This window comes from Winogradskya humida (genome assembly GCF_016862215.1).
In the GTDB taxonomy this organism is placed as follows: Bacteria; Actinomycetota; Actinomycetes; order Mycobacteriales; family Micromonosporaceae; genus Actinoplanes; species Actinoplanes humidus.
Genome location: NZ_BOMN01000146.1, coordinates 1 through 22,686, shown reverse-complemented (window position 1 = coordinate 22,686; position 22,686 = coordinate 1). Strand labels below are relative to the sequence as shown.

Sequence of the window (22,686 nt, the reverse complement as noted above, 5' to 3'; positions counted from 1 at the left end):
CACGACCGTGCGAGAATGGGACATGCCAAAAGTGGTCGACCATGAGCAGCGCCGCAGGGAACTCGCGGGGGCGGTGTGGCGGGTGATCGTGCGCGACGGTGTCGCCGATGTGTCGATCCGGGCGGTGGCGGCCGAGTCGGGCTGGTCGTCCGGGGCGCTGCGGCACTACTTCGCCACCCGGGCGGAGCTGCTCGCCTTCGCGTGTGAGGAGGTCATCGGCCAGGTCACCGCGCGGGTGTCGGCCATCCGGCCCACCGGGAGCGTGCGGGAGGCGGCCGGTGAGGTGCTGCTGCAGACGATGCCGGTCGACGAGGAGCGGCACACCGAGGCGTCGATCGCGTTCGCGTTCCTCGCGCTCGGGCTCGGCGACCCCGCGCTGGCCCGGGTGCAGCGGCTGCACTTCAGCACGATGTACGAGCTCTGCCTGCGCCTGATCTCGCAGTTGGTCCCCGACCCGGTGGGCACCACGCCGGAGACCCTCGCGCACCGCCTGCACGCCGTCGTCGACGGGCTGACGGTGCATGTCCTCGCCGGGCACCTGAGCAGTGGCGTGATGGTCACGCAGCTGAACGCGTACCTGGATGAGCTTCAGGCAGTGAGCCGGGGATAGACGCGGCGGGCGTTGCCCTCGTAGACCGAGTCGCGGTCGGCCGGGGTGAGGGTGAGGGCGTCGACGTAGCGGCGGGTGTCGTCGAAGTTGTGGCCGGTGCGGGGGTCGATGCCGCGGACGGCGCCGACCATCTCCGAGCCGAACAGGATGTTGCGGGTGTCGATGACCTCGAAGAGGAGGTTGATGCCGGGCTGGTGGTAGACGCAGGTGTCGAAGAAGACGTTGCCCATCACCGATTCCTCGAGCGGCGGGCGGCCGAGCATGTCGGCGAGGCCACGGAAACGTCCCCAGTGGTAGGGCACCGCGCCGCCGCCGTGCGGGATGATCAGGCGCAGGCCGGGGAATTCTTTGAACAGGTCGGATTGCAGGAGCTGCATGAACGCCGTCGTGTCCGCGTTGAGGTAGTGCGAGCCGGTGGCGTGGAAATTCTTGTTCGTGACGGCGGAGACGTGGACCATGCCGGGGACGTCGAGTTCGGACATCGCCTCGTAGAGGGGGTACCACGACGGGTCGGTCAGGGGCGGGGAGGTCCAGTTGCCGCCGCTGGGGTCGGGGTTGAGGTTCACGCCGACAAAACCGAGCTCTTCGACGCAGCGCCGCAGTTCGGGCACTGCCGCGGAGATGGGTACGCCCGCCGTCTGCGGAAGTTGTCCCACGCCAGCGAATCGTTGCGGGTAGAGCCCTGCGACGCGGGCGATGAGGTCGTTGGAGGCGCGCGTCCACGCCGTACTGATCGCGTCGTCGCCCACGTGGTGGCCCATCGCGGAGGCGCGCGGCGAGAAGATGGTGAGGTCGATGCCGCGTTCGTCCATGAGCCGCAGCTGGTTCGGCTCGATGGTGGCCCGGATCTCGTCGTCGGTGATCACCGGATAGGAGGCGGCAGTGTCGGACCACCAGGCGGTGTGCGCGGCCGGCGCCGTCGTGTAGTGCCCGTGACAGTCGATGATCATGATTCGTCCTTCAGGGAGAGCAGCAGATCACGCGCGGCGGAGGCGATGCGGGGCGGGACGCCGAGGCCCGTCAGCTGATCCGCGGCGGCGATCATCTCGTCGTGGCGGCGCCGGGCATGGCGGTGGGTGCCGTCGACGAGCCGGTCGATGGTCCGGTCGTCGAAACCGGCCAGCTCGGCGCTGATGTTGGCACGCAGCCAGTCCTCGCAGCCGGCCTTCTCGGCGGCGGCGAGCGCCTCGACGACCGCGGCGGCGAGGCCCTTGTAGAAGACGCTGCGCAGCAGCTTGCGCGAGATCGCCTCGCCCGCCGGTCCGGGTTGCACGGTCACGTCCGCGCCCAGCCCGCCCAGGATCTCGGCATAGGCGCCGGCTCCGGGACCGGAGACGACCATGGGCGTACGCAGCCCCTTGCCGGGCACCGGAGCCATGAGCGCGACATCGGCGACGAGGACATCGGGTGCCAGGCCGACCATGGCGGCCTTGACCGAAGGCGCGGCGGTGTTCAGGTCGGCCCAGATCGTGCCGGGGTTGAGCGCGGTCAGGGACGCCTCAAGAGCGGGCAGCGCGTCGTGCGAACTGTTCACGCTGAGCACGAGTGCGGCGTCCCGGACAGCGTCCGCGTCGTCCTTCCTGACAAGAACTCCGGGAGGGGCCGTCGCCACCGGATCGAAGCCGCGCACGTCGGCGCCGGCCGCGACCAGATCACGGGCGATCTCCCCGCCGGCCTCCCCGAGCCCGAGCACAGCTATGCGTACGCCCGTCATGCGATCGCCTTTCCACTGCGCGGCCAGACGAGGCCGTCGGCCAGTTTCCGTGCGGTGCGGACCACGCCGCTGGTGTGCACGCGCGCCTCCGCCCCTTCGCCGTCGAGATCGATGGTGACCGCGAACGTACCGCTCGGATGCTCGATCTTGATGAGGCTGCCGGGCTGTGCGGCGGCATCGAGCACCGTGCCGCCCGCGCGCACGGCCGCGGCGACCGAGACCGCGCCGAGCACACCGATCGCGTCGTGCACCCGGTGCGGGATGAACGTGCGGGTGGTGACGGCTCCCCCGTCCCGCGGGGGCGACACGATCGTCATCTTCGGAACGGTGAGATCCGTTACGTCACCCAGGCCCATCGCCGCGCCGGCTTTCAGTCGCACCGCCTCGATCCGTTCCCGGAGCACCGAGTCGGCCTCCAGCACGGAGGGTGCCTCGTCGCCCGCGATCCCGAGGTCGGCGGCGCGGAGCAGCACCACGGGCATGCCGGCGTTCACGCAGGTCACGTCGACACCCGCGAACGTGTCGGCGAGCCGGCCGGTCGGGAAGATCGACGTGTCGGCGCCGGGGAAGACGAGCCGGATGGGGGCGGCCGCGAACGGGGTTCCGGCCATCACCGTGTCACCGTCGTAGCGCACGACACCGCCGGGGGTCTGTACGCGCGCTTCGGCGTACGCCACCGTCGGGTTCATGATCCTGATCCGGACCCGGGTGGTGTCGCCGCCGGGCGCGACCAGGCCGCGCTCGATCGCGAACGGCCCGACCCCGGCGAGCAGGTTCCCACAGGTCTGCGCGCCGGTGACGACGGCCCGGTCGGGCACCACCTGCAGGAACACGTAGTCCACGTCGGCGTCATCGTCGGCCGAGGGCGTGACCACGGCGACCTTGCTGGTCAGCGGGTGCCCGCCGCCGAGCCCGTCGATCTCCCGCGCGTCCGGTGAGCCCATCACGCGCAGCAGCAGGTCGTCCCGCTCGCCGGCGTCGGCGGGCAGGTCACTGCCCAGGAAGTACGCGCCCTTGGAGCTCCCGCCGCGCATCTGCATGCACGGGATGCCGGCGGTCACGGCAGCTCGTCGACGTACTGCACGCCGAGCTTGTCCAGCAGGGGGCGCAGGTGGTACATGTCGACGCCGAGGACACCGCCGGCGAGCTGCTCGCGTTTCGCGGTCTCGCTGTCGAGACGCTTCCTGGCCGCGGCGACCGTGGCGGGGCCGAGCGCGATCGGCAGCGCGACCACGCCGTCGTCGTCGGCGACGACGATGTCACCGGGGCGCACGATCTGACCGGCGGCAACCACGGGCACGTTCACCGAGCCGGGGCTGGCCTTCACGGTGCCCTGGGCGTGCACGGCGCGCGACCACACCGGGAAGCCCATCTCGCGCAGGGTGGCGATGTCCCGCACCCCGGCGTCGATGACCAGGCCGACGACGCCGTGCGCGATCAGCGAGGTGGCGAGCAGGTCCCCGAACATGCCGTCGGTCGACGGCGAGGTCGTCGTCACCACCAGCACGTCGCCGGGGCGGCACACCTCCACCGCCGCGTGGATCATCAGGTTGTCGCCCGGCTGGCAGGAGACGGTGATCGCGGAGCCTGCGACGGCGGCGCCGTCCTGCCGGGCCTGGATCGAGGGGCCGAGCAGGCCGATGCGGCCCGCCGCTTCGTGCACTGTGGCCACTCCGGCCCCGCGGAGGTCGGCGAGGACTGCGGGATCGGCCCGCTCCACCTGACGTACGACGTAATGGCCGGCCACTGTGATCGACACTCCTCGATTGGGGTGATTCCCGGGAGGCGCCGAACGTATCCAAGTGCCAACAAGATTGTCAACAATGTGTCGCGGTGTTACTTCACCGGGATTCGCAGTACCCGATCGTCGCCGTCGCGAACGTCGCCGCGGCCGTCCTTGTTCGACGTGGTCACCCAGAGACTTCCGTCCGGCGCCACCTGAACCGTACGCAGCCGCCCGTACGTTCCCTCGAACTGCGCGGCGGGCTCCCCGGCGGTGTCCCCGTTCAACGGCAGCGTCCACAGCCGTTCCCCGCGCAGCGCCGCGACGTACGCGGTGTCCCCGGCGATCGCGATCCCCGACGGCGAGGCGTCATCGGTCGGCCAGGTGACGACGGGGTTCGTGTAGCGCCCGCCGTCAGTGCCGCCCTCGCCCTCGACCTGCGGCCATCCGTAGTTGCGACCGGCCCGGATCAGGTTGACCTCGTCGAGCTCGTTCTGACCGAACTCGGTGGCGAACAGCCGGCCGTCGCCGTCCCACGCGAGGCCCTGCACGTTGCGGTGACCCAGGCTGTAGACCGGCGAGCCGGGCGACGGATTGCCCGGGGCCGGCGCGCCGTCCGGGGTCAGCCGCAGGATCTTGCCGTTGGGGCTCGACGGGTCCTGCGCCCGGGACGTGTCGCCCGCGTCGCCCGTGCCCGCGTAGAGCAGACCGTCGGGACCGAAAGCGATCCGTCCGCCGTTGTGGTTCCCGGCCTTCGCGATCCCGTCGAAGATGACCTCCGGTTCGCCGCCGTCCAGCCGGAACCGCGCGATCCGGTTGTCGGACGCCGCGGTGTAGAAGGCGTAGACGAGGTTGTCGGAGGCGTAGTCCGGCGACACGGCGAGCCCGAGCAGCCCGCCCTCCCCCGCGGCGGCGACTCCGGGCACCCGGTAGACCTGCTTCGCGTCGCCCCCTCGCGCCGGCACCCGCACGATGCGCGCGGTGTCCCGTTCAGCGATCAGTGCATCGCCGCCCGGCAGGAATGCGAGACCCCAGGGAACATCGATATTGTGAGCAACTTCGTCCGGACCGCCCAGGTTGTCACGGGACGGCGCCGGCGCAGACACGCTGGGTGAGATTTCGGGATCACTGTCAGGAGCATCACACGCCGAAACAGCACCCAGCGCGAGCAACGAGAGCAGCGCCCGGCGGCACGTGAACGCCATACGTTTCCTCCTGGTCCTATGCTGTACGCCGCCCACCCAAGCACGTGAGCGCGAAAGCCCGGTGAAAGGCTCGCGTGATCACGCCGACGTAGCCGGCTGCGGAGCGTTGCGTAGGATCGCAGATGCTCGACCGCAGTCGACAGGAAGCGAAGGAGCACGATCCTGCTCACGCCAGCTGACATCCACAACATGGCTTTCAAGAAGCCGCCGATGGGCAAGCGCGGATACGACGAGGAAGACGTCGACGCCTTCCTGGACGAGGTGGAGCAGGAGCTCATCCGCCTGCTCGAGGAGAACGCCAGCCTGCGCGACCGCGCCCAGCGCGGCGGTGCCGGCGGGCCCAGCCCGGCCGCCTCGACCATGGTGATCGACTCCGAGTTCGCCGACGTCGCCGCGCAGCTCGAACGGCTCCAGAAGGCCCGCGCCCGCGCCGAGGAGCACGCCCGCGAGATGCAGTCGCAGCTCGAGCGCGCCCGCAACTCGGTGCCGGCCACCCCGCCGACGTCCCCCGCCGACGAGGACCGCCTCGCCCGGGTGCTGATGATGGCGCAGCGCACCGCCGACGACCACATGCGTGACGCCCAGCGCGAGGTCGAGGCCCTGATCGCCGACGCCCAGGTCAAGGCGGAGCAGATCACCAGCGAGGCCCAGCTCAAGGCCGGCACCATCGAGAGCGACGCCCGCCGCAACCACACCGAGGCGATCAACAACCTGCAGACGCAGCGCGCGGCCCTGCTGGACGAGATCGAGCGGCTCGGGCAGCTCGCCCGGGGCTACCAGGAAGCGCTGGAGAGTCACCTGACCCACCAGCTCGCCGAGCTGAACAGCGCGGCCCCCTGATCCGGCTGAACCCCGGCGGGCACGAGGCCTTCGTGCCCGCCGGCGGCCGCTAGCCGACGGCGGCCAGCATCGCCGTGGCGGCGGGCGCACCGGTCACCTCGAGCGCCCGGACCAGGTGGGTCGTCCCCGCGGGACCGTCCTCGGCCAGCTCCTTGGCGGCCTCCCACAACACCACCGCCCCGGCGGTCCAGGACGGGTCAACCGCCGTGTGACCCCAGACCAGCTGCCGCGGTGACAGCTCCACTTCTTCGCGTACGCCCGGAGCGGCCTCCTGCGCCGCAGCCAGCGTGACCCCCCGTGATCGCAGCATCGCACCACCCTGATTGGCGGGTCCGGCGCCGGGCACCAGCCGCTGACCCGCCGCCGCGAGCTGCTCGTCCAGACTGAGCGCCGCGAGAATCACCGCAGCGGAATCCAGCTGCCGCCCGAGCCGCACCGCCTGCCGGGCAGCCTCCATCTCCAGCGCGATCAGCACCGGCCCGTCCGCGCGGTCCAGCATCCGCCGGGTCAGGCCGCTCATCCAGCGCACCACCCGCCGGGGATGCTCCAGCCCACCGCCCACCCCCAGCAGCCCGATGATCGTCGTCACGGGCGCGGGATCACCGGGCAGCGTCGCGAACTCCCCACCCGCCAGCGCGGTCACGACCGAAATCGACCATCCCGGGTCCACCGCGGGAAGAGGATCGTTGTCCCGGCGCACCCACCAGCGCGCCTCCCGCAGATCCGGCGCGTCCCCGGTCTCCCCCGGCTCGGACGGCGGAGTGACCTCACGCGGGCCGGGCCGCTTCGCGGTGATCCGGCCGGCCGCCGCCCGGACCATCGCCACGTCCACCACGGGCCGGTCGTCGACCACCGCGTAGTAGTAGGCGGCCCGCAACGCGTCGGCCGTACCTTCGGAGATCACCCGGTTCACCGGCGCAGGATAAGCGCACCACATGAACACCGTTGACCATAGGTTGATGATTTACCTATAGTCTCGGGTCATGAGAGCCATGCGGGAACCCACGTTCCTCATCCTGACCGCCCTGGCCGAGGGGCCACGCCACGGCTACGGGGTCATCCAGGACGTCGGCGAACTGTCCGGCGGGCGGGTCAAGCTGCTCACCGGGACGCTCTACACGGCGCTCGAACGGCTCACCGCCGAGGGCCTCGTCGTTCTCGACCACGAGGAGCAGGTCGCCGGTCGCGGCCGCCGCTACTTCCGGCTCACCGACGACGGGCTCGTGGCGCTCAGGGCCGAGGCCGTCCGGCTGCGCGAGCTCGCCGACGCGGCGGACAAACGGCTCGGCGGGGCGCTGCGGCCGGGGGTGGCCTGATGGCGTACGCGTGGGTGCTGCTGGCCTATCCCCGGGACTACCGCCGCGAGCACGGCGGGGAGCTGCTCGAACCGGTGCTCGCCGAGGGCCGTCGTCCGCGCATACGCGAAGCCGCGAACTTGTTCCTGCACGGTCTTCGCACCCGGCTCGGCCGTCCCGCGAGCCGCACGGTGGTGGCCTGGGCGCTGTCGGCGACCGTGATCGCGGGCCTGCTCGGCGCGGCCGCGGGTTCCTGGGCGGGCTGGCAGACGGCACGACCGCTGCCGGCGCCGGAGTGGACCCGGGCGCTGCTCGCCGACGTGCTGCCCGGCCACGATTTCTCCACGATCGACCCGCCCGCGACGGCGCCGTTCGAGATCCCGGACGGGAACGCCGCTGACCTGCTGCTGGGTCGCGGCGGGGACTACCGGGCGACGACGACGGGTGCGAGCGTCCTCGGGCTCCCCGCCGATGCCGACCCGGACGCGCTCATCGGCGTCGCGGTCACCCGGCTGACGGCGACGGGCTGGGCGGTGCGGGCCCCGGTCCACACCGTCGTGTACGACTGCCTCGCGCCGCCGTGCGAACCGGCGTACACCTCGTGGACGACCCGTGTCGAGGCGACGCGTGACGGCCTGGCCCTGACGCTCGAGGCGACCCCGGCCTTCTCCGACGACGACGCGACGGCGCGGGCGGAGTTCTCGCGCACCACCCCGCCCGGTGCCTGGTTCGGCGGCGTGGCCGCGGGACTGCCCGCCGCGGTCGTCGCGTTCCTGCTGTTCGGGTGGGCGAGCCGCCGTACCGGCCGGCCCGGCCATCCCGCGCGGCTGGCCGTCCTGTTCCCCGGCGGTCTCGCGCTGATCTGCTGGTGGGCTCCGGCGCTGACGGCCTTCTCCCTGATCGCCTCCGACCGGCAGCCTCAGCTGTGGGAATGGCTCGGGCAGCCGCGGTATTCGCTGTCGTTCCTGACCGGCGCTCCCCTGGCCGCGTTGTCGCTGCTGCTGGCCGCCCTCGCGCCGCGCCCCGAACTGGTCCGGGCCACCGCCCGCCCTACCGGTCGAGGAGCCGCACCCGGCGCACCCCGGCGGTGAGCCGGTAGCTGGCGTCGAGCAGCTCGCCGATCTCCGCCCAGTCGGTGCCCGCGCCGAGATCGACCCCGACCCAACCGGAATGCCCGAGGTACGCGGGAACGTAGCAGCGCTCCTCCGCCACCAGCACCTTGCGCTCGTCCGGCTCGGTCAGCACCATCACGGACCGGTCGTGCTGCTGGTAGACGCCGTCGACCTTGATCGAGCCGCCGTAGTAGGCGAAGACCTTCGTGGTGAAGAACGCGGGCCGCCCGTGCGAGACCTTCTCGGCCGCGTCGGGGAAGGCCAGCGCGAGCTCCCGGACCCGGCCGAGCACCGGGTCCGCCTCGTCGAACATGATGGGATGCGCCATGGCCCCAGCCAACCACGCGCCGGCTCCCGGCGGGGACCGCCCCGCTGTAGCATCGCGCGGTGCTCGAACTGACCGTCCTGACCGGTGACGCCACCGACCCCCAGGCGCAAGGCCCCCGGATCATCGCCCACGTCTGCAACGACATCGGCGCCTGGGGCCGCGGCTTCGTGCACGCGCTCTCGCGCCGCTGGCCCGGCCCGGAGCGGGAATTCACCCGGTGGCGGGCCGCCCGGCTCGGGGCGCTGCAGCTGGTCCCGGTCGCCCCCGGCCTCTGGGTGGCGAACATGGTCGCCCAGCACGGCATCGCGGTCCGGGGCGGCAAGGTCCGCACGGCGACCGGCATCCACGACAGCGATGTGCCGCCGATCCGCTACGACGCCGTACGCGAATGCCTGGAAACCCTGACCGTCCACGCGCGGGAGCTGACCGCCTCGGTCCACATGCCACGCATCGGGTGCGGCGTGGCGGGTGGCTCCTGGGACCGCATCGAACCCCTCATCGTCTCGACGCTGTGCGCCGGCGACATCGCCACCACCGTCTACGACCTGCCCGGGCCGGACGTCACAGACCGATGAGCGGGCGGCTGCGGGTCGAGAGCCAGCCCACCATGACGCGTACGCCGTGACCGATCGCGCGCTCGTCGGGGTCGAACGTGCCGAAGTGCGGGTAGGCGGTCATGACGTCCTCCCCGGGTCTGCGGACGCCGAGCAGCGTGTAGGTGCCCGGCATCCCGTCGAGGAAGTACCCGAAGTCCTCGCCGCTGAACGGCACCGCGGCGTGCGCCCTGCCGACCTGTCCGGCGCCGAGCGTCCGGGTCAGGTAGCGCTGCATGGCGATGCCTTCCGGTTCGGGGCAGACCATCGCGGGACGCGGGTCGGCGGGGAACGTCACGGTCGCCGGGCCGGCGAGCCGGCGGATCTCCTCGCGGACGGCGACATAGTTTCGCTCCGGCCAGCAGCGTGACATCACGCGCACCTGGTCCTGCGCGGCCTGGGCCCGGAGGTAGACGAACTCGCGCAACGGGCCGTCCGGCCGCTCGATGTCGGCCACGAGCCGGTCGAGCTCTTCGGAGGTCGACGGCGCTCTGACCGTACTCAGAGCATTGAGGGCCGTGGCGAGCCGCTCAGCCTGACCCGCCGCATCCGGCCCGGTGAGCGTGACCGTCCCGCGGTCCTGCCCCGGCAGCCCGAACCCGGGCGTCACGACAAACCGCCCCACGTCCACCGCCCAGCAGTGCAAGGCATGAATCTCGACCGGCACCGTACGCGCGAAAGCCCCGTCCGCCAGCATCGCCGCCGCCCCCGACACGCTCTCCTCAGCGGGCTGGAAAACGAACACGACATTGCCCGCAAGCCGATGCCGCAACCGCGCCAGCACCTCCGCCACCCCGATCCCCACCGCGGTATGAATGTCGTGCCCGCACAGATGGGCGACGTCAGGCCCGCCGTTCACCTGATCCTGCGGCGGCACCGCATCCATGTCAGCCCGGAACGCCACCGTCCGCCCCGGCCGCGCCCCGCGCAACACCCCGACCACGCCGTACCCGCCAACCCCGGTGACCACCTCGAGCCCCGCGTCCCGCAGCCTGCACGCCACGATCCCGGAGGTCCGCCTCTCGTCCCCCGGCCCCTCCGGATGCCGATGCAGATCCCGCCGCAACGCGATGAGCTCCCGATCCAGCCGCCCCGCCACCGCATCGATCGCTGCCTCACCAACCGGCGACGCCTTCCGAACGGGCAGCACTCCGGCAAACCCCGCAGCCACCCCACCGAGCACCACCCGCCGGCTGACCGTACGACCATCCACCTCAGACATGTTTCCTCCATCCGGAAAGTCCGCCCAAGCCTTTCGCAGCAACCAGCTACTCCGCGCTGACGCCAGCACGCCTGTCCACCGTGGTGCTACCACCACCCTGAGCCTTCAAGCCGGCGTCAGAACCAGCCAGCCGAACCCGACAACACCCCGATACCCGTCGAGGTATCCGTCCCGCCGCTGATCCGCGAACACGCGCGCCTGCGGCGTACCGAGGCGTTCGATGCCGGCCCGCCAGTCCGACTCGAAGTCATCCCACTCGCCCAGCGCCGACTCCGCGATATGCAAAGGCCGGAACCCGGCCTCCACGGCCGCCTGAGCCATGGCATTCAAGCCGGGAAGGTCACCGAACATCTCCCGCACGTCAGCACTGGGCGGCCTGCGATAGAACCCGTCGGCGAACAGCAGCTTCCCGCCCGGCGCGGTCAGCCGATGCAGCGCCGCGAGGGCCTGTGGGGCACCACCCCAGACATGACCGGCCCCGACGTTCACGACCAGCTCGGCGGCCCGGTCCCAGCGGGCAGCATCGCCGATGTGGAACGTCACCCGTTCTGAGATCCGCGTGACGGGCTTCAACTCCACGCCGTCGCCGCTGAGGTCATAGGTCTCGCACAGCCGCTCCAGCAACTCCCCGTTGCCACACCCCAGATCCAGCGCCCGCCACCCCGGCCCCGAAGGCGCCAGCCTCCGAACCAGATCCACGGCGCGCCGCTCACCCAACGGCGCATTGAACGCCAGACCGGCCCCCGCAGCCGCCAGAAAACCCACCAGATCATCGTCATGCACCGGCACACGGTACGACCGCGGCCCAGTCAGCCGCTTCGATTAAACCCAGCACGCCTGAGTGGCGGTCAGACCCTCACGTAGTGGTTGCCCGGTGCGCCGCCGACCTCATCGTAGAGCGCGCCGGCAGCGCGTGCCGGTCTCGACGTGGCGCCGGGGGTGACGTGACCGAGCTTGTTTCCGAGCGGCGGCGTAAGGCGACAGAAACAGAGCCTTGACATCGAAGTACGTGGATACCTAGCGTCAGGGAAATCGTTTTCCTTGAACGATGGCTTCCTGAGGAGACCTCGTGCTTCACCACCGAAGAGCCGCGACCCTCACCGTCCTGACCCTCGTCCTCGCCGGGCTTTCGCTCCCGGGCCCGGCCAACGCCGCAGGATCAACCCTCACCGTGAACGTGGGTACCGCGATCCGGCCGGTCACCCATGTGGCGTCCGGCGGGCTCTACGCGCTCGCCGAGAACAGCCGCCCGGCCGACAGCACCCTGCTGCCGGTCAAGATGAACAGCATCACCCAGCCACCGCCGCGCGTGGGCCAGAAGCCCAACGGCCAGCCCGCCGGCGGTGACGGCCTGCTGGTCGCACCGCAGGCCGGCCGGGTCGGTGCGGCGGAGCTGCTGCGCATGCCCGACATCTATCCCGATTTTCCGTACGGCTGGATCAGCTGGGCCGACTGGTACGCCAAGGTCGACACGATGGTCCGGGACCGGCTCGCCGCGACCGGCGTCAGCAACATCGAGGCGTGGGAGGTCTGGAACGAGCCCGACTGGACCTGGAACACCGCCGCGGCGGGCTCGTTCCCCGACGGCTGGGTGCGCACCGTCCAGCGGATCCGGACGCTCGACACGGTCACGCCCGTCGCCGGGCCCGGCTACTCGACGTGGAACCCGACGCTGATGAGCGCGTTCCTCACCACCGCGAAGGCGAACAACGCGCTGCCCGACATCACCGTGTGGCACGAGCTTTCCGGGGCGAGCGGGATCGCCGCGCACGTGGCGGCGTACCGTGCGATGGAGACCTCTCTCGGGATCGGCGCGCGACCGATCGTCATCAATGAGTACGCCACGCCTACCGAGGTGGATGTGCCGGGCGCGGTGACGAGCTACATCGCGAAGTTCGAGCGCACCGGGGTCGAGGCCGCACACCGGGCCTTCTGGTACGAGTACGGCACGGTCAACGGGCTCGTCGTCGGCAACAGTCAGCCGACCGGGACGTGGTGGCCGTACAAGTGGTACGGCGACATGGCCGGGAACATGGTCCAGACCGTGCCCGCCACGCAGACCGGGCTCGACGGGTTCGCGTCCTACGACGGCACCCGCAAACTCGTCAGCGTCGTCCTCGGCAACGAATCCGGCGCCAACACCATCCGAGTCACCGGCCTGTCGGCCCTGGGCTCCAGCGTGAAGGTCACCCTCGAGTCCGCGCCCAGCTCAGGACGGTTCACCGCGGTCTCTGCGCCCACCGCACTCTCTTCCTCACCGTACGCCGTGAGCGGCGGGACGATCAGCGTCCCCATCGCCAACATGGACGCGGCCCGCGCGTACCACCTGGTCATCGAACCCGCCGCCGGGGCAGGGACGTGGCAGCAGCGCTACGAGGCGGAGAACGCGTCGGTGTTCCGGGCCGCGCGACTGTCCGCGACGAGCGCCTCGAACGGCGGCTACGTCGGCCGTATCGACAACACAGGTGACTTCCGGACCGACAGCTACGTCGACTTCATCGTCAACGTGCCCAGCGCCCGGGCGTACACACTGGGCATCGGGTACGCCAACGGCGGCGGGGCGACGGCCACACAGGGGCTCGCGTACAACGGCGGCGCGTGGACGACGGTCTCGTACCCCGCCACCGCAGCCTGGGGTGTCTTCGGCTCCACAGTGAGCACCAGCGTGACGCTGCGCGCGGGCTACAACGTCATCCGGCTGGCGAAGGGCTCACCGTTCTTCGCGGGCGGCACGGGCTACGCCGAACTGGACTACATCACCCTCAGCTGAGGGCGCGTGGAGAGGTGGCGGTACGTTGCAGATCATGCCCCGGCCGCGTATCGCCACCATCCGTGATGTCGCCGCCCTGGCGGGAGTGGCGGTGGGCACTGCCTCCAAAGCGCTCAACGGCCAGGGCTCGCTGCGCGCGGAGACGATCACCCGGGTCCGCCAGGCCGCCGAGCAACTCGGCTTCGTCGCCAACGCGGCCGCCCGCAGCCTGCAGACCCGCCGCACCTACACCGTCGGCATGATCACCACGGACACCATCGGCCGGTTCAGCATCCCCATGCTCATCGGTGTCGAGGACGCCCTCGGCGCCGGCCGCATCTCGGTCCTGCTCTGCGACGCCCGCGACGACCCGATCCGCGAACGCCACCACCTCGACGTCCTGCTCAGCCGTCGCGTCGACGGCATCATCGTCACCGGCCGCCGCGCGGGCACCCGGCCACCGATCGACGCGGGTCCGGGCGTACCCGTCGTCTATGCCTTCCTGGCCTCGGCCGACCCGGCCGACTGCTCGGTCGTCCCCGACGAAGCCGGCGGCGCCCAGGCCGTGCTCGACCACCTGACCGCGCTCGGCCGCAGCCGGATCGTGCACGTCACCGGCCCCGCCCATCACCATTCGGCGCGCGTACGGGCCTCCGTCTTCCCCGACTCCCTGTACGGCGCCTGGAGCGAATCCTGGGGCCGGCAGGCAGCAGCCATCCTGCTCGCCCGCGGCCAGCACTTCGACGCGGTCGCCTGCGGCAACGACCAGATCGCCCGCGGCGTCACCGACGCCCTGCGCGAAGCCGGCCACCGCGTCCCCCACGACGTCGCCGTCACCGGCTTCGACAACTGGGCCGTCATCGCCGAAGCCAGCCGCCCACCCCTCACCAGCGTGGACATGGACCTCGCCGGCCTGGGCCGCGCAGCAGCGAACCTCCTCCTGCAAGCCATCGCCGGCAACCCCGCCACCGGCACCCACACCCACCCCGCCCACCTCGTCATCCGCGACTCCACCGTCGCCGTCTCCCCCTGACCACCCAGCCGGCTCATTCAGCTTCGAAACCGCCGTGGTGGCAGCCCACCGATCCCGCGCCGCTGCACAGTCGGCCAACCCCAGATCGATCCCCACCCGCCCATGATCGCATTCCGGGGCCTGATCGAACGACGTTGATGCGACCCCGCCCCGGCGGCCGGACACCGATCGCTTTCGTCACGCCAACGGCGGGCGGTCGATCACTTCGACGTACATGATGAGGTTGTCGACCACGTCGAGAATGAGCATGCCCGGGCCGGCCGGGTTCAGGCCGACGTTGCGGTGGCCGGGGCCGTACGCGCCGCGGGGTGGGGGTTGGGTGTAGAAGCCCTGGCAGAAGCCGTCGCCGCAGCCGCATTCCTTCAGCGCCCGGAGGTCGTCGATCTGGGCGGCCAGGGCGTTCTCGCCCTCGTCGAGCAGGGCGGTCTTCAACTCAGCGGCAAGGAGCGGCCATCTACTGCTCACAAGTGTCATCGGCCGCGACGGTAGTCAGCTGCGCATCGCCGCGTCGAACGATAATTGCAGCCCGCGCATGACGGTGAGTTCGGCCGGGTCGGCGAAGCGCTCCCGCATCGTGGCGGGGTCGACGTCTTCGAGGTGGGTCTGGATCCACCAGATGTTGCCGACCGGGTCCTTGATCCGGCCGCCGCGGTCCCCCACGATCCTCGACGTGACGACCTCGGTGACGAGGGTGGCACCGGCGTCGAGAGCGCGTGCCACCACCGCATCGGCGTCATCGACGTAGACGCTGAGGAAGCTTGGCGTCGAGGGCCATTCGGGGCGCGAGTCGAAGGTCATGATGACCGCGCCGCCGACGGTGATCTCCGCGTGGCCGATAGTGCCGTCCTCGTTCGGGACGCGGACTGCCTTCTCCGTGGTGAACACCGCTTCCACGAAGTCGAGGAAGCGGGCCGCGCCCTTGGCCACCACGTAGGGGGTCACTGCCGATTTGCCGCCGGGAATGGTTGTCATGCGGACCAGCATGTACGGCAATGCGGTCAGGTAGTGGCCTCTGTGGGACGGACCAGGGGCAGGACGATGTCGTCGACGATCGAACGGATGCGGTCCTGTTTCAGGGGTTCGAGGTTCATGAGCAGGTCGTGGCGGACGAGGTCGAAGGGCAGGGCGAGGACGGCGGCGGGGATGGTGTCGAGGTTGATCTCGCCTCGGTCGTGGGCTCGCTGGTAGAGGGTGCGCATGCGGGTGTGGCGCTGGTCGCCCAGGATGCGGTCGCGGATCTGGGCGGGGGTGCGGCCGGCGGCGGCCAGGCCGGAGGAGACGGCGGCGGCGGCGATGGCGAAGAAGGGGGCGCGGGCCTCGCCCATGGCGGTCAGGGCGGCGAGGAGGTCACCGCGCAGGGTGCCGGTGTCGGGGAGGTCGATGCGGTGGGTGGCGCCGTAGTGCTCGAGGGCGGCGAGCATGAGCTCGTCCTTGTTGGCCCAGCGGCGGTAGAGCACGGCGATGCCGGTGCCGGCGCGGGTGGCGACGGACTCCATGGTCAGTTTGGCGAAACCGGTCGCGGTGAGTTCGTCCCAGGCGGCGTCGAGGAGCGCGGCCTCGAGCTCGGCTCCGCGGCGGCGGCGCGGGGGGTTGGTGGGGGTCACCATTCCAGCATCGGGCATCACCACTCCAGCATAAGGAAGGGTTGCATTCCTTAAAGACGCGCCCTACCTTCTTAAGAGATGAATACTTCTCTTAAGAAGGACCGATCATGACTGTGACCGCTGAGGCGAAGCTGTCGCCGCAGGTGAGGATGGCGCTGCTGGCGCTGCTCGTCGGGGGGATCGCGGCGATCCTGGACTCGACGATGGTGACGCTGGCCGTCCACACGCTGACGGTGGAGCTGCACTCGAGCACCGGCACCATCCAGTGGGTCACCACCGGCTTCCTGCTGGCGATGGCCGTGGCGATCCCGGTCACCGGGTGGGCGGAGCGGCGCTGGGGTGGCAAACAGGCCTGGATGGCGGCGCTGACGCTGTTCGTGCTGGCGTCGGTGCTGTGCGCGGTGGCGTGGAACGACCTCGCCCTGATCGGCTTCCGGGTGCTGCAGGGCTTCGGCGCCGGGCTGATCTTCCCGCTGATGCAGACCCTCGCCGTCCGGGCCGCGGGCGGGCGGGTCAGCAGCCGGTTGATGGCGTCCGTGACCCTGCCGATCGCGCTCGGCCCGATCCTCGGCCCGGTGTTCGGCGGGATCATCCTGCACTGGCTGAGCTGGCGCTGGCTGTTCCTGGTCAACGTGCCGCTGATCGCCGTCGGCCTGGTGCTGGCGTGGCGGTTCCTGCCCGCCGACCGCCCCGGACCCGCGGCGCGGCGCTCACGCCTGGACGTGACCGGCCTGGCGCTGCTCGCACCCGCGCTGGCCGGGATCCTGCTCGGGCTCTCGCAACTCCCCGGCAAGGGTGCCGCAGCACTGGTGCCGTTGCTGGCGGGGGTCGCGTTGCTGGCCGCGTTCATCGTCCGGGCGGCGCGGCCCGGCGCGGGTCAGCCGATCGTCGACATCCGGCTGCTGCGGCTACGGTCGCTCGGCAGCGCCTCCGCGGTCCTGTTCACCGCGGGCGCCGCCATGTACGCCGCCATGTTCCTGCTGCCGCTCTACTTCCAGCAGCTGCGCGGCGACAGCGTGCTGGAAGCCGGGCTCCTGCTGATCCCCCAGGGCGTGGGTGCGCTCGCTGCGCGCTTCGTGGTCGGCGGGCTCGTCGACCGGTACGGAGCCCGCGCCGTGACGATCGCCAGTTTCCTGCTCGCCGCCGCCGCGACCGTCCCGTTCGCGCTCGCCGGGCCGGGCACGAACCTGTGGTGGCTGTCGGCCGTGCTGCTGGTCCGCGGGGTGGGTATCGGGGCGGTGCTGATCCCGCCGATGTCCGTCGCCTACCGGGACATCGCGCCGGCGGACATCCCGCACGCCACGATGAACACCCGGATCGGTCAGCAGGTAGGAGCCTCGTTCGGCACCGCGATTGTCGCCGTCGCCCTGCAGGCCACGCTCGGAACCACCTCGGCCGGCGCCTTCCGCGGCGCCTTCTGGTGCGCGATCGCCATCACCGTCCTCGCGATCATCCCCGCCATCATCCTCCCGACAAATAACCCAAAGACCACCCGCCCGGAAAGCGACCCAGCCACCCGCCGGCAAAGCGACCCAGCCGGCCGCCTGGAAAGCAGCCCGACGGCCCGCCCGGAAAGCAGCCCCGCCGCCCGGCCCGACAGCCGGGCGGCGGGGGTCATGGTCACGAAGCGCTGAAGGCGGCCATCCAGGCGAGGGCGGAGTTCCAGTTGATGGTCAGCTCGTTGGTGGACCAGGACTGAATGTCGTCGATGTAGCAGAACTGCGCGACGCAGCCGGTGAGCTTGCTCTGCGCGTACGGGTCCTGGATCGACGAGTTCGCGCCGCCGGCCAGGGACCCGTTCGGCGGGTGCGGGAGGGTGGCGTCGAGCTCGTGGGCGTACCAGCGGCTGTGCTGGTTCTGGGAACTGACCTCGCCATAGCCGGTGACGTAGGACTGGTTGAGGGCGTTGCGGCCGAGCACGTAGTCCATGGTTTCGAGGGCGGCGTCGCGGAAGGCGGCCCGGCCGGTGAGGTCGTAGGCGGTGGCGAGGACCTGGGCGTTGTTGAGGACGGCGCTGTTCGAGCCCCAGTCCCAGGCGTTGTTCGCGGGGGCGTACGGCACGCCGTAGGGCTGGTCGCGCTGGATCGCGAGGTAGTGCGCTGCTCCGCGTACGACAGAATCCCTGATCTGAGCGCGACCCGGCAGTTTGCTCGGCAGAACCGCCAGGTCGAGGCGACCTGCGGCGGCGGTGCTGGCCCAGTCGAAGGCGCCCGCGCCGGTGAAGACGTCGGCCGTGTGTTGCGGGGAGGCCAGCAGGAAGTCCTGGTAGGAGCGTTCGCCGGTGGTCAGGTAGAGCTCGGCGGCGGCCCAGTAGAAGTCGTCGTCGACCTTGCTGTCGTTATAGGCGCCGCCGCCGATGCCGTCGGACTCGGGGGCGTAGAGCGCCGGGTTCGCCCTGGCGGCGGTGAACGCGGTGCGGGCGGCGGCGAGGGCCTTCGCGGCGAAGGCCGGGTCGAAGCGGCGGTAGACGCGGGCTGCCTGCGCGGCGGTCGCGGCGAGGTTCAGGGTCGCGGCGGTCGAGACCGGGTGCAGCTCACGCTGCTGCGGGTCCAGGTGGGGCAGCAGGGGAAGACCGGTCCAGGCCGCGTCGTGGATCTTGTGGTGGGCCATCCCGGCGTACGCGTGCCCGGCCGGGACCTGCATCTTCAGCAGGAAGTCGAGCTCCCAGCGCACCTCGTCGAGCACGTCCGGGGTGCCGTTGCCGCTTTCCGGGATGGCCAGCTCACTCTTCACCCCGAAGCGTTCGTACGCGCTGAGCACCTGCCACACCGAGATCCCGCCGTTGACGACGTACTTCCCGTGGTCCCCCGCGTCGTACCAGCCACCCGTCACGTCGAGCGTGTAGTCGCAGGCTCCGCCGACTGATAGTCCAGGCTTGGGTAGCGGCACAGCCTGACAGGGGACTGCGCCGTCGCCGAGGTTCGGGGCGACGTCGACGTGGCCGGCCGGGCGGGCGTACCCGGGACGCAGGTCCTCCCGGATCTCGATGCCGCTGCGCTGGGTGTAGAAGAACTTGAGCGCGTCCGTCCGCAGCTGCCGGTAGGCGGCGGTGTCCACGTCGAACGGCCGGCTGGTCTCACCATCGGCGACCAGCGTGTACCCGGCGCCACGGACCCGGTATCCGCTGAAGTCGATCGAGTGCACGTTCTGCCCGGAGCTGACGTCGACGCCGCGCGGGGTGCTCCGGCCGCTCTTGACGACCTTGCCGGCGGCGTTCCTCAACTGCCAGGGCAGCGCGGTGGTCGCGTCGGTGACGAGGGTGGCCTTCTTCGGGCCGTCCGGCAGGTAGCCGACCTGGTTGACGCGGACCCGCGGGCCGGTGTCGGGGACGTAGACCTCGGGTGGCACGCCGCCGAGCAGCGAGGCGTCGTCGACGCAGAAGGTCCAGGGATCGGGGCTGCCGCCGAGCTGGAACGCCACCTGCGCCTGGCCGGTGGTCACTGCCGAGGTGAAGGTGTACGCGTACGGCTCCGCGTCCGCCGTCAGTCCGGGTGACGCCTCGAAGTACGTGTCGTACGGCGCGGCGGAGCCCCCGACGATGGCCCGCACGACATGCCCGGCCCCGGTAGCCGTGAACGAGTAGCGGTAGTTCTCCCCGGCCACCAGGTCGATGTCGTTCTGCCCGATGGAGAAGTCCCACTTGTTCACGGTCCCGCCGGGCACGTCCACGCAGGCCTGCCCGCCCGCGACGGTGATCGCGCCGGAGCTGGCCCACCATGGCGCGACGCCGTTGTCGAACCCCCCGTTGACGATCTGCTCGACGTCATCGGCGTTCGCAGCCTGGGCCTTGGCGGACACGGGCACGAGCAGCAGTGTTGCGGCAAGGACGACAGCGGTTCGGATCACGTGACGACTCCCTGGGAGCGCTTCCAGCCATCGGGCAATGCAGATATGTTGATGGCTACGTTACGTGCTGTCAACGCTTACGTAACGACGGGCTACCGGAGGGGGTATCGACTGATCGCGTCCGAGGCGAGGGCCGCGGCCTGGCTGATCTCCGCCAGATCGGCGTCGGTGAAGTCGTGCCGCTCCGGCGTCATCACGCAGTGGCTGCCCAGGATGTGGCCGTCGGGAAGCACGAGCGGCACTCCCGCGTACGCCCGGACGAGCCCACCCCGTACCGCCGGATTATTGCGGTACTCATCCTCCTCGGTGAGATCACCACACACGTACGGCGCCGCGTCGACCACCACGTGCGGGCAGAACGACAGTTCGTTCGGCGAGCCCCCGATCACCGACAGGAAGTCGGCCTCCCCGGCGTTGGTGGCCATCGTCGCGGTCGCCGTGTCGAGCACGGCCTGGACGGCGCTCAACGGCAGCTCGAGGCGTTCGGCGCTGTCCCGGCAGATCTCCTCCAGCTCGGCGGTCAGATCCGGGTTGAACAGGTCGTAGGCGGCCATCGCGGTGAGGCGATCGAGGTCGGCGAGGGCCGCGGTGTCGGTGGTCATGACGGGCTCCCTTCTCAGCTCAGCGCGCGTCGGCGACGGCGGACGCCGCCGCCTGCAGGTATTCGTAGGACTTGACACGGATCATCAGGGCGCGGCCGGAGAGGGCGAGGACGGGGTCCGACGCGACCATGGTGTCGGCCAGCCGGCGTACGGCATCCGGGTCGGTCTCCTTGCCGGTCAGGCCGGACTGCGTGAGCAGCCGCTGCCAGATCTCCGCCGCGGTGTGCCCGTAGAGTTTTTCCAGCGCGGCTTTCGCCTCGGCGAGGTCGGGCCGGCGCATATGGTACGGATCGTCGCTCGTCATACGTCCACGTCCTCAGTAGCCTCGTCGTGTCCGGCGTCTTCATTAGCCTCGTCTTGTCCGGCCGGGCCTCAGTAGCTGAACCGGCCGACCAGGGTGTTGAGCTTGGTCGCCAGCCCGGAGAGGTCATCGGCGGCCTCCTTGCTGGAGCGTGCAGCGTCGGACGTCGCCTCGGTGACCTGGGAGACCGCGGCGAAACTGGCCTGCACGTCACCGCTGCCCTGGGCGGCGTCGCTGATCGAGCGGGTCATCTCGTTGGTGGTGGCCGATTGCTCCTCCACCGCGGAGGCGATCGTGGTGCTGTAATCGGTGATCTGGCCGATGACCTCCTCGATCCGGGCGATCGCCGCGCTGGCACCCGCGCTGCGCTGCTGGATCGCGCCGATCTTGGCGGTGATGTCCTCGGTCGCGCGGGCGGTCTCCTGGGCGAGATCCTTGACCTCGCTGGCGACCACGGCGAAGCCCTTGCCCGCGTCGCCGGCCCGGGCCGCCTCGATCGTCGCGTTGAGCGCCAGCAGGTTCGTCTGCTCGGCGATCGAGGTGATCAGCTTGACCACGTCACCGATCTCCGTGCTGGCCTGGCCGAGTTCGGCGATCTGCGAACTGGTCTCCTGAGCGATCGACATCGACTCGTTGGCAACCTCCGCGGCCTTCGAGGACGTCGTGGCGATCTCCCGGATCGACGCGGTCATCTGCTCGGCGCCGGCCGCCACCGACTGCACGTTCGAGCTGATCTGCTCGGCCGCGCCCGCCGCCGCCCCCGCCTTGCCGGACGCCTCCCCCGCACCGGTGGTCAGCTCGTCGCTCACCTTCGACAACTGCACGGCCGCGGCGGACAACGCCGTCGCGGTTGTCACGAGCTCGCGGATGGTGTCGGCCACGGACGTCACGGCCTGGTCCAGATCCCGGCCCATGGCGCCCAGCTCGTCACGGGAATCGAGCCCCGCCGACCGGGTCAGGTCGCAGGCTGCGAGTCCTTCCAGCGCGTACGAGACCTTGCGCATCCCGGAGATCACGGAGCGCGCCACGTACCCGGCGAACGCCAGCGCGACCAGCACCCCGGCAATGAGCAGGACGATGATCTGGGTACGCGCGGTGCCGTATGCGTCAGCGGCCGCACTCTGGCGTTTTTTCGCGTCGGCGGCCTCGGCCTCGGCCAGCTTGTTGACGATGTCCCCGGCCTTTGTGGCGGCGGGCAGCGTGATCTCGTCACGAGCCTTCTCCACGCCGGGCAGATCACCCTTGCGCGCCGCGGGCAGCAGATCACTGTCACGCAGCTTCTGGAACTCCGCCCAGGTCGTCCCCAGCTCGGCGGCCAGCGCGGGCTGCACCGACGTCGCCTGATAGACCTTCAGATCGGCGGCGAACGCGGCATCGTTGGCGTCGAGCGCCTGCTGATACTTCGTGTACGACGCCTCCGTGCTGGAGATCGCATAGTTGAGCATGTTGCGCCGCGTCTGATCCATATCGAGCTCGACCGCGTCGATCTCCTGGACCGGCAGCAGCCCCTGCTCATAGATATCGTTCGCGTCGTCGCTCAGCTTCGCCATCCCGACGATGGCGAGTATGCCGACGAGCACCGCCACCGCCGCCATGACCAGCACCGCGGCGGCGATCTTCGTCAGGATCCCCCGGTCTGCGACCAAGCGCCCCACGCCCATGTCAAATTTCCCCCCGGCCGAGTGCTCCCCCACACCCGATCGGCACCCGTCCCGAAACCCTTAGCCCACCCGCACCGGCCCGCCCCCGCAGGCCCCGCCCACCGCAAGCCCCGCCCCGCCCCCGCCCCTGCCCACCGCAAGCCCCGCCCACCGCAAGCCCCCGCCCACCGCAAGCCCTGCCCACCGCAAGCCCCGCCCCTGCCCCTGCCCCTGCCCACCGCAAGCCCTGCCCACCGCAAGCCCTGCCC

General features: G+C 70.8%; 24 protein-coding genes. 8 read left to right on the top strand and 16 right to left on the bottom strand.

Features of this window, described 5'->3' with window-relative positions; genetic code table 11:
• The first annotated feature begins 22 nt into the window (after positions 1-22).
• Positions 23-610, top strand: coding sequence for a TetR/AcrR family transcriptional regulator (locus Ahu01nite_RS47965; protein ID WP_203843450.1), 588 nt, complete (start codon positions 23-25; stop codon positions 608-610).
• Here Ahu01nite_RS47965 and Ahu01nite_RS47960 read toward each other — a convergent pair.
• From Ahu01nite_RS47960 to Ahu01nite_RS47940, 5 genes are all read right to left on the bottom strand, one after another.
• On the bottom strand, positions 589-1,560 hold the full coding sequence (locus Ahu01nite_RS47960; protein WP_203843449.1) for an amidohydrolase family protein: 972 nt from the start codon (positions 1,558-1,560) through the stop codon (positions 589-591). The two genes, Ahu01nite_RS47965 and Ahu01nite_RS47960, sit on opposite strands and share 22 nt — an antisense overlap.
• On the bottom strand, positions 1,557-2,324 hold the full coding sequence (locus Ahu01nite_RS47955) for a DUF1932 domain-containing protein (protein WP_203843448.1): 768 nt from the start codon (positions 2,322-2,324) through the stop codon (positions 1,557-1,559). Before Ahu01nite_RS47955 ends, Ahu01nite_RS47960 begins: the two co-directional genes overlap by 4 nt.
• A complete protein-coding gene (locus Ahu01nite_RS47950) occupies positions 2,321-3,385 on the bottom strand; it encodes a 4-oxalomesaconate tautomerase (RefSeq protein ID WP_239159741.1) in 1,065 nt (354 codons plus the stop codon). The genes Ahu01nite_RS47955 and Ahu01nite_RS47950 overlap by 4 nt, the downstream gene beginning before the upstream one ends.
• Positions 3,382-4,083 (bottom strand): 4-carboxy-4-hydroxy-2-oxoadipate aldolase/oxaloacetate decarboxylase, encoded by a 702-nt coding sequence (locus tag Ahu01nite_RS47945; protein ID WP_203843447.1) that lies wholly within the window; start codon positions 4,081-4,083, stop codon positions 3,382-3,384. Before Ahu01nite_RS47945 ends, Ahu01nite_RS47950 begins: the two co-directional genes overlap by 4 nt.
• Positions 4,084-4,160: 77 nt before the next feature.
• A complete protein-coding gene (locus tag Ahu01nite_RS47940; RefSeq protein ID WP_203843446.1) occupies positions 4,161-5,252 on the bottom strand; it encodes a PQQ-dependent sugar dehydrogenase in 1,092 nt (363 codons plus the stop codon).
• Positions 5,253-5,441: 189 nt separating this feature from the next.
• On the opposite strand from Ahu01nite_RS47940, the gene Ahu01nite_RS47935 reads away from it, so the two are divergent.
• Complete coding sequence (locus Ahu01nite_RS47935; RefSeq protein ID WP_438874878.1) at positions 5,442-6,092, top strand: DivIVA domain-containing protein; 651 nt, start codon at positions 5,442-5,444, stop codon at positions 6,090-6,092.
• Between the two features lie 49 nt (positions 6,093-6,141).
• Here the strand turns inward: Ahu01nite_RS47935 and Ahu01nite_RS47930 are convergent, their stop codons facing one another.
• On the bottom strand, positions 6,142-7,005 hold the full coding sequence (locus tag Ahu01nite_RS47930) for a hypothetical protein (RefSeq protein ID WP_203843445.1): 864 nt from the start codon (positions 7,003-7,005) through the stop codon (positions 6,142-6,144).
• 79 nt (positions 7,006-7,084) lie between these two features.
• Here Ahu01nite_RS47930 and Ahu01nite_RS47925 point away from each other — a divergent pair, with 79 nt between their 5' ends.
• Positions 7,085-7,408, top strand: coding sequence for a PadR family transcriptional regulator (locus Ahu01nite_RS47925; RefSeq protein WP_203843459.1), 324 nt, complete (start codon positions 7,085-7,087; stop codon positions 7,406-7,408).
• Positions 7,408-8,478 carry a hypothetical protein gene (locus Ahu01nite_RS47920; RefSeq protein ID WP_203843444.1) on the top strand — a complete coding sequence of 357 codons (1,071 nt, stop codon included), beginning with the start codon at positions 7,408-7,410 and terminating at the stop codon, positions 8,476-8,478. The genes Ahu01nite_RS47925 and Ahu01nite_RS47920 overlap by 1 nt, the downstream gene beginning before the upstream one ends.
• Here the strand turns inward: Ahu01nite_RS47920 and Ahu01nite_RS47915 are convergent.
• A complete protein-coding gene (locus Ahu01nite_RS47915) occupies positions 8,438-8,827 on the bottom strand; it encodes an MmcQ/YjbR family DNA-binding protein (protein WP_203843443.1) in 390 nt (129 codons plus the stop codon). The two genes, Ahu01nite_RS47920 and Ahu01nite_RS47915, sit on opposite strands and share 41 nt — an antisense overlap.
• 59 nt (positions 8,828-8,886) lie before the next feature.
• Here Ahu01nite_RS47915 and Ahu01nite_RS47910 point away from each other — a divergent pair, with 59 nt between their 5' ends.
• Positions 8,887-9,402, top strand: a complete 516-nt coding sequence (locus tag Ahu01nite_RS47910) for a macro domain-containing protein (RefSeq protein WP_203843442.1) — start codon at positions 8,887-8,889, stop codon at positions 9,400-9,402.
• Here Ahu01nite_RS47910 and Ahu01nite_RS47905 read toward each other — a convergent pair.
• Both Ahu01nite_RS47905 and Ahu01nite_RS47900 read right to left on the bottom strand, forming a co-directional pair.
• The gene (locus tag Ahu01nite_RS47905) at positions 9,389-10,642 is read right to left on the bottom strand and encodes a M20 metallopeptidase family protein (protein WP_239159740.1); all 1,254 of its coding nucleotides are present in this window, start codon (positions 10,640-10,642) and stop codon (positions 9,389-9,391) included. The genes Ahu01nite_RS47910 and Ahu01nite_RS47905 overlap by 14 nt on opposite strands.
• Positions 10,643-10,747: 105 nt before the next feature.
• A complete protein-coding gene (locus tag Ahu01nite_RS47900) occupies positions 10,748-11,425 on the bottom strand; it encodes an SAM-dependent methyltransferase (protein WP_203843441.1) in 678 nt (225 codons plus the stop codon).
• A gap of 286 nt (positions 11,426-11,711) precedes the next feature.
• On the opposite strand from Ahu01nite_RS47900, the gene Ahu01nite_RS47895 reads away from it, so the two are divergent.
• Positions 11,712-13,412, top strand: coding sequence for a carbohydrate-binding protein (locus tag Ahu01nite_RS47895; RefSeq protein ID WP_239159739.1), 1,701 nt, complete (start codon positions 11,712-11,714; stop codon positions 13,410-13,412).
• Positions 13,413-13,446: 34 nt separating this feature from the next.
• Complete coding sequence (locus tag Ahu01nite_RS47890) at positions 13,447-14,424, top strand: LacI family DNA-binding transcriptional regulator (protein ID WP_203843440.1); 978 nt, start codon at positions 13,447-13,449, stop codon at positions 14,422-14,424.
• Positions 14,425-14,601: 177 nt separating this feature from the next.
• Here Ahu01nite_RS47890 and Ahu01nite_RS47885 read toward each other — a convergent pair whose 3' ends face one another.
• The 3 genes from Ahu01nite_RS47885 to Ahu01nite_RS47875 are packed head-to-tail and all read right to left on the bottom strand — an operon-like array spanning position 14,602 to position 16,046.
• Positions 14,602-14,898, bottom strand: a complete 297-nt coding sequence (locus Ahu01nite_RS47885) for a hypothetical protein (protein ID WP_203843439.1) — start codon at positions 14,896-14,898, stop codon at positions 14,602-14,604.
• Between the two features lie 15 nt (positions 14,899-14,913).
• Complete coding sequence (locus Ahu01nite_RS47880) at positions 14,914-15,396, bottom strand: VOC family protein (protein ID WP_203843438.1); 483 nt, start codon at positions 15,394-15,396, stop codon at positions 14,914-14,916.
• A 26-nt stretch (positions 15,397-15,422) separates the two neighbouring features.
• Positions 15,423-16,046: a TetR/AcrR family transcriptional regulator gene (locus tag Ahu01nite_RS47875; RefSeq protein ID WP_239159742.1), complete on the bottom strand. Its 624-nt coding sequence runs from the start codon at positions 16,044-16,046 to the stop codon at positions 15,423-15,425.
• Between the two features lie 89 nt (positions 16,047-16,135).
• Between Ahu01nite_RS47875 and Ahu01nite_RS47870 the strand changes: the two genes are divergently transcribed.
• Positions 16,136-17,662, top strand: coding sequence for an MDR family MFS transporter (locus Ahu01nite_RS47870; RefSeq protein WP_203843437.1), 1,527 nt, complete (start codon positions 16,136-16,138; stop codon positions 17,660-17,662).
• On the opposite strand, the gene Ahu01nite_RS47865 is transcribed toward Ahu01nite_RS47870, so the two are convergent.
• From Ahu01nite_RS47865 to Ahu01nite_RS47850, 4 genes are all read right to left on the bottom strand, one after another.
• A complete protein-coding gene (locus Ahu01nite_RS47865) occupies positions 17,649-19,874 on the bottom strand; it encodes a glycoside hydrolase family 9 protein (RefSeq protein WP_203843436.1) in 2,226 nt (741 codons plus the stop codon). The genes Ahu01nite_RS47870 and Ahu01nite_RS47865 overlap by 14 nt on opposite strands.
• Positions 19,875-19,966: 92 nt before the next feature.
• The gene (locus Ahu01nite_RS47860) at positions 19,967-20,476 is read right to left on the bottom strand and encodes a GAF domain-containing protein (RefSeq protein ID WP_203843435.1); all 510 of its coding nucleotides are present in this window, start codon (positions 20,474-20,476) and stop codon (positions 19,967-19,969) included.
• A gap of 19 nt (positions 20,477-20,495) precedes the next feature.
• Complete coding sequence (locus Ahu01nite_RS47855; RefSeq protein WP_203843434.1) at positions 20,496-20,780, bottom strand: hypothetical protein; 285 nt, start codon at positions 20,778-20,780, stop codon at positions 20,496-20,498.
• A gap of 68 nt (positions 20,781-20,848) precedes the next feature.
• On the bottom strand, positions 20,849-22,423 hold the full coding sequence (locus Ahu01nite_RS47850) for a methyl-accepting chemotaxis protein (protein WP_203843433.1): 1,575 nt from the start codon (positions 22,421-22,423) through the stop codon (positions 20,849-20,851).
• Between the last annotated feature and the right edge of the window lie 263 nt (positions 22,424-22,686).

Coding starts and splice junctions, on each gene's coding strand:
- Ahu01nite_RS47870 (WP_203843437.1), top strand. CDS start 16,136: ATGACTGTGACCGCTGAGGCGAAGCTGTCGCCGCAGGTGAGGATGGCG.
- Ahu01nite_RS47855 (WP_203843434.1), bottom strand. CDS start 20,780: ATGACGAGCGACGATCCGTACCATATGCGCCGGCCCGACCTCGCCGAG.
- Ahu01nite_RS47960 (WP_203843449.1), bottom strand. CDS start 1,560: ATGATCATCGACTGTCACGGGCACTACACGACGGCGCCGGCCGCGCAC.
- Ahu01nite_RS47965 (WP_203843450.1), top strand. CDS start 23: ATGCCAAAAGTGGTCGACCATGAGCAGCGCCGCAGGGAACTCGCGGGG.
- Ahu01nite_RS47860 (WP_203843435.1), bottom strand. CDS start 20,476: ATGACCACCGACACCGCGGCCCTCGCCGACCTCGATCGCCTCACCGCG.
- Ahu01nite_RS47875 (WP_239159742.1), bottom strand. CDS start 16,046: ATGCCCGATGCTGGAATGGTGACCCCCACCAACCCCCCGCGCCGCCGC.
- Ahu01nite_RS47915 (WP_203843443.1), bottom strand. CDS start 8,827: ATGGCGCATCCCATCATGTTCGACGAGGCGGACCCGGTGCTCGGCCGG.
- Ahu01nite_RS47890 (WP_203843440.1), top strand. CDS start 13,447: ATGCCCCGGCCGCGTATCGCCACCATCCGTGATGTCGCCGCCCTGGCG.
- Ahu01nite_RS47935 (WP_438874878.1), top strand. CDS start 5,442: ATGGCTTTCAAGAAGCCGCCGATGGGCAAGCGCGGATACGACGAGGAA.
- Ahu01nite_RS47880 (WP_203843438.1), bottom strand. CDS start 15,396: ATGACAACCATTCCCGGCGGCAAATCGGCAGTGACCCCCTACGTGGTG.
- Ahu01nite_RS47955 (WP_203843448.1), bottom strand. CDS start 2,324: ATGACGGGCGTACGCATAGCTGTGCTCGGGCTCGGGGAGGCCGGCGGG.
- Ahu01nite_RS47940 (WP_203843446.1), bottom strand. CDS start 5,252: ATGGCGTTCACGTGCCGCCGGGCGCTGCTCTCGTTGCTCGCGCTGGGT.
- Ahu01nite_RS47925 (WP_203843459.1), top strand. CDS start 7,085: ATGCGGGAACCCACGTTCCTCATCCTGACCGCCCTGGCCGAGGGGCCA.
- Ahu01nite_RS47885 (WP_203843439.1), bottom strand. CDS start 14,898: ATGACACTTGTGAGCAGTAGATGGCCGCTCCTTGCCGCTGAGTTGAAG.
- Ahu01nite_RS47920 (WP_203843444.1), top strand. CDS start 7,408: ATGGCGTACGCGTGGGTGCTGCTGGCCTATCCCCGGGACTACCGCCGC.
- Ahu01nite_RS47905 (WP_239159740.1), bottom strand. CDS start 10,642: ATGTCTGAGGTGGATGGTCGTACGGTCAGCCGGCGGGTGGTGCTCGGT.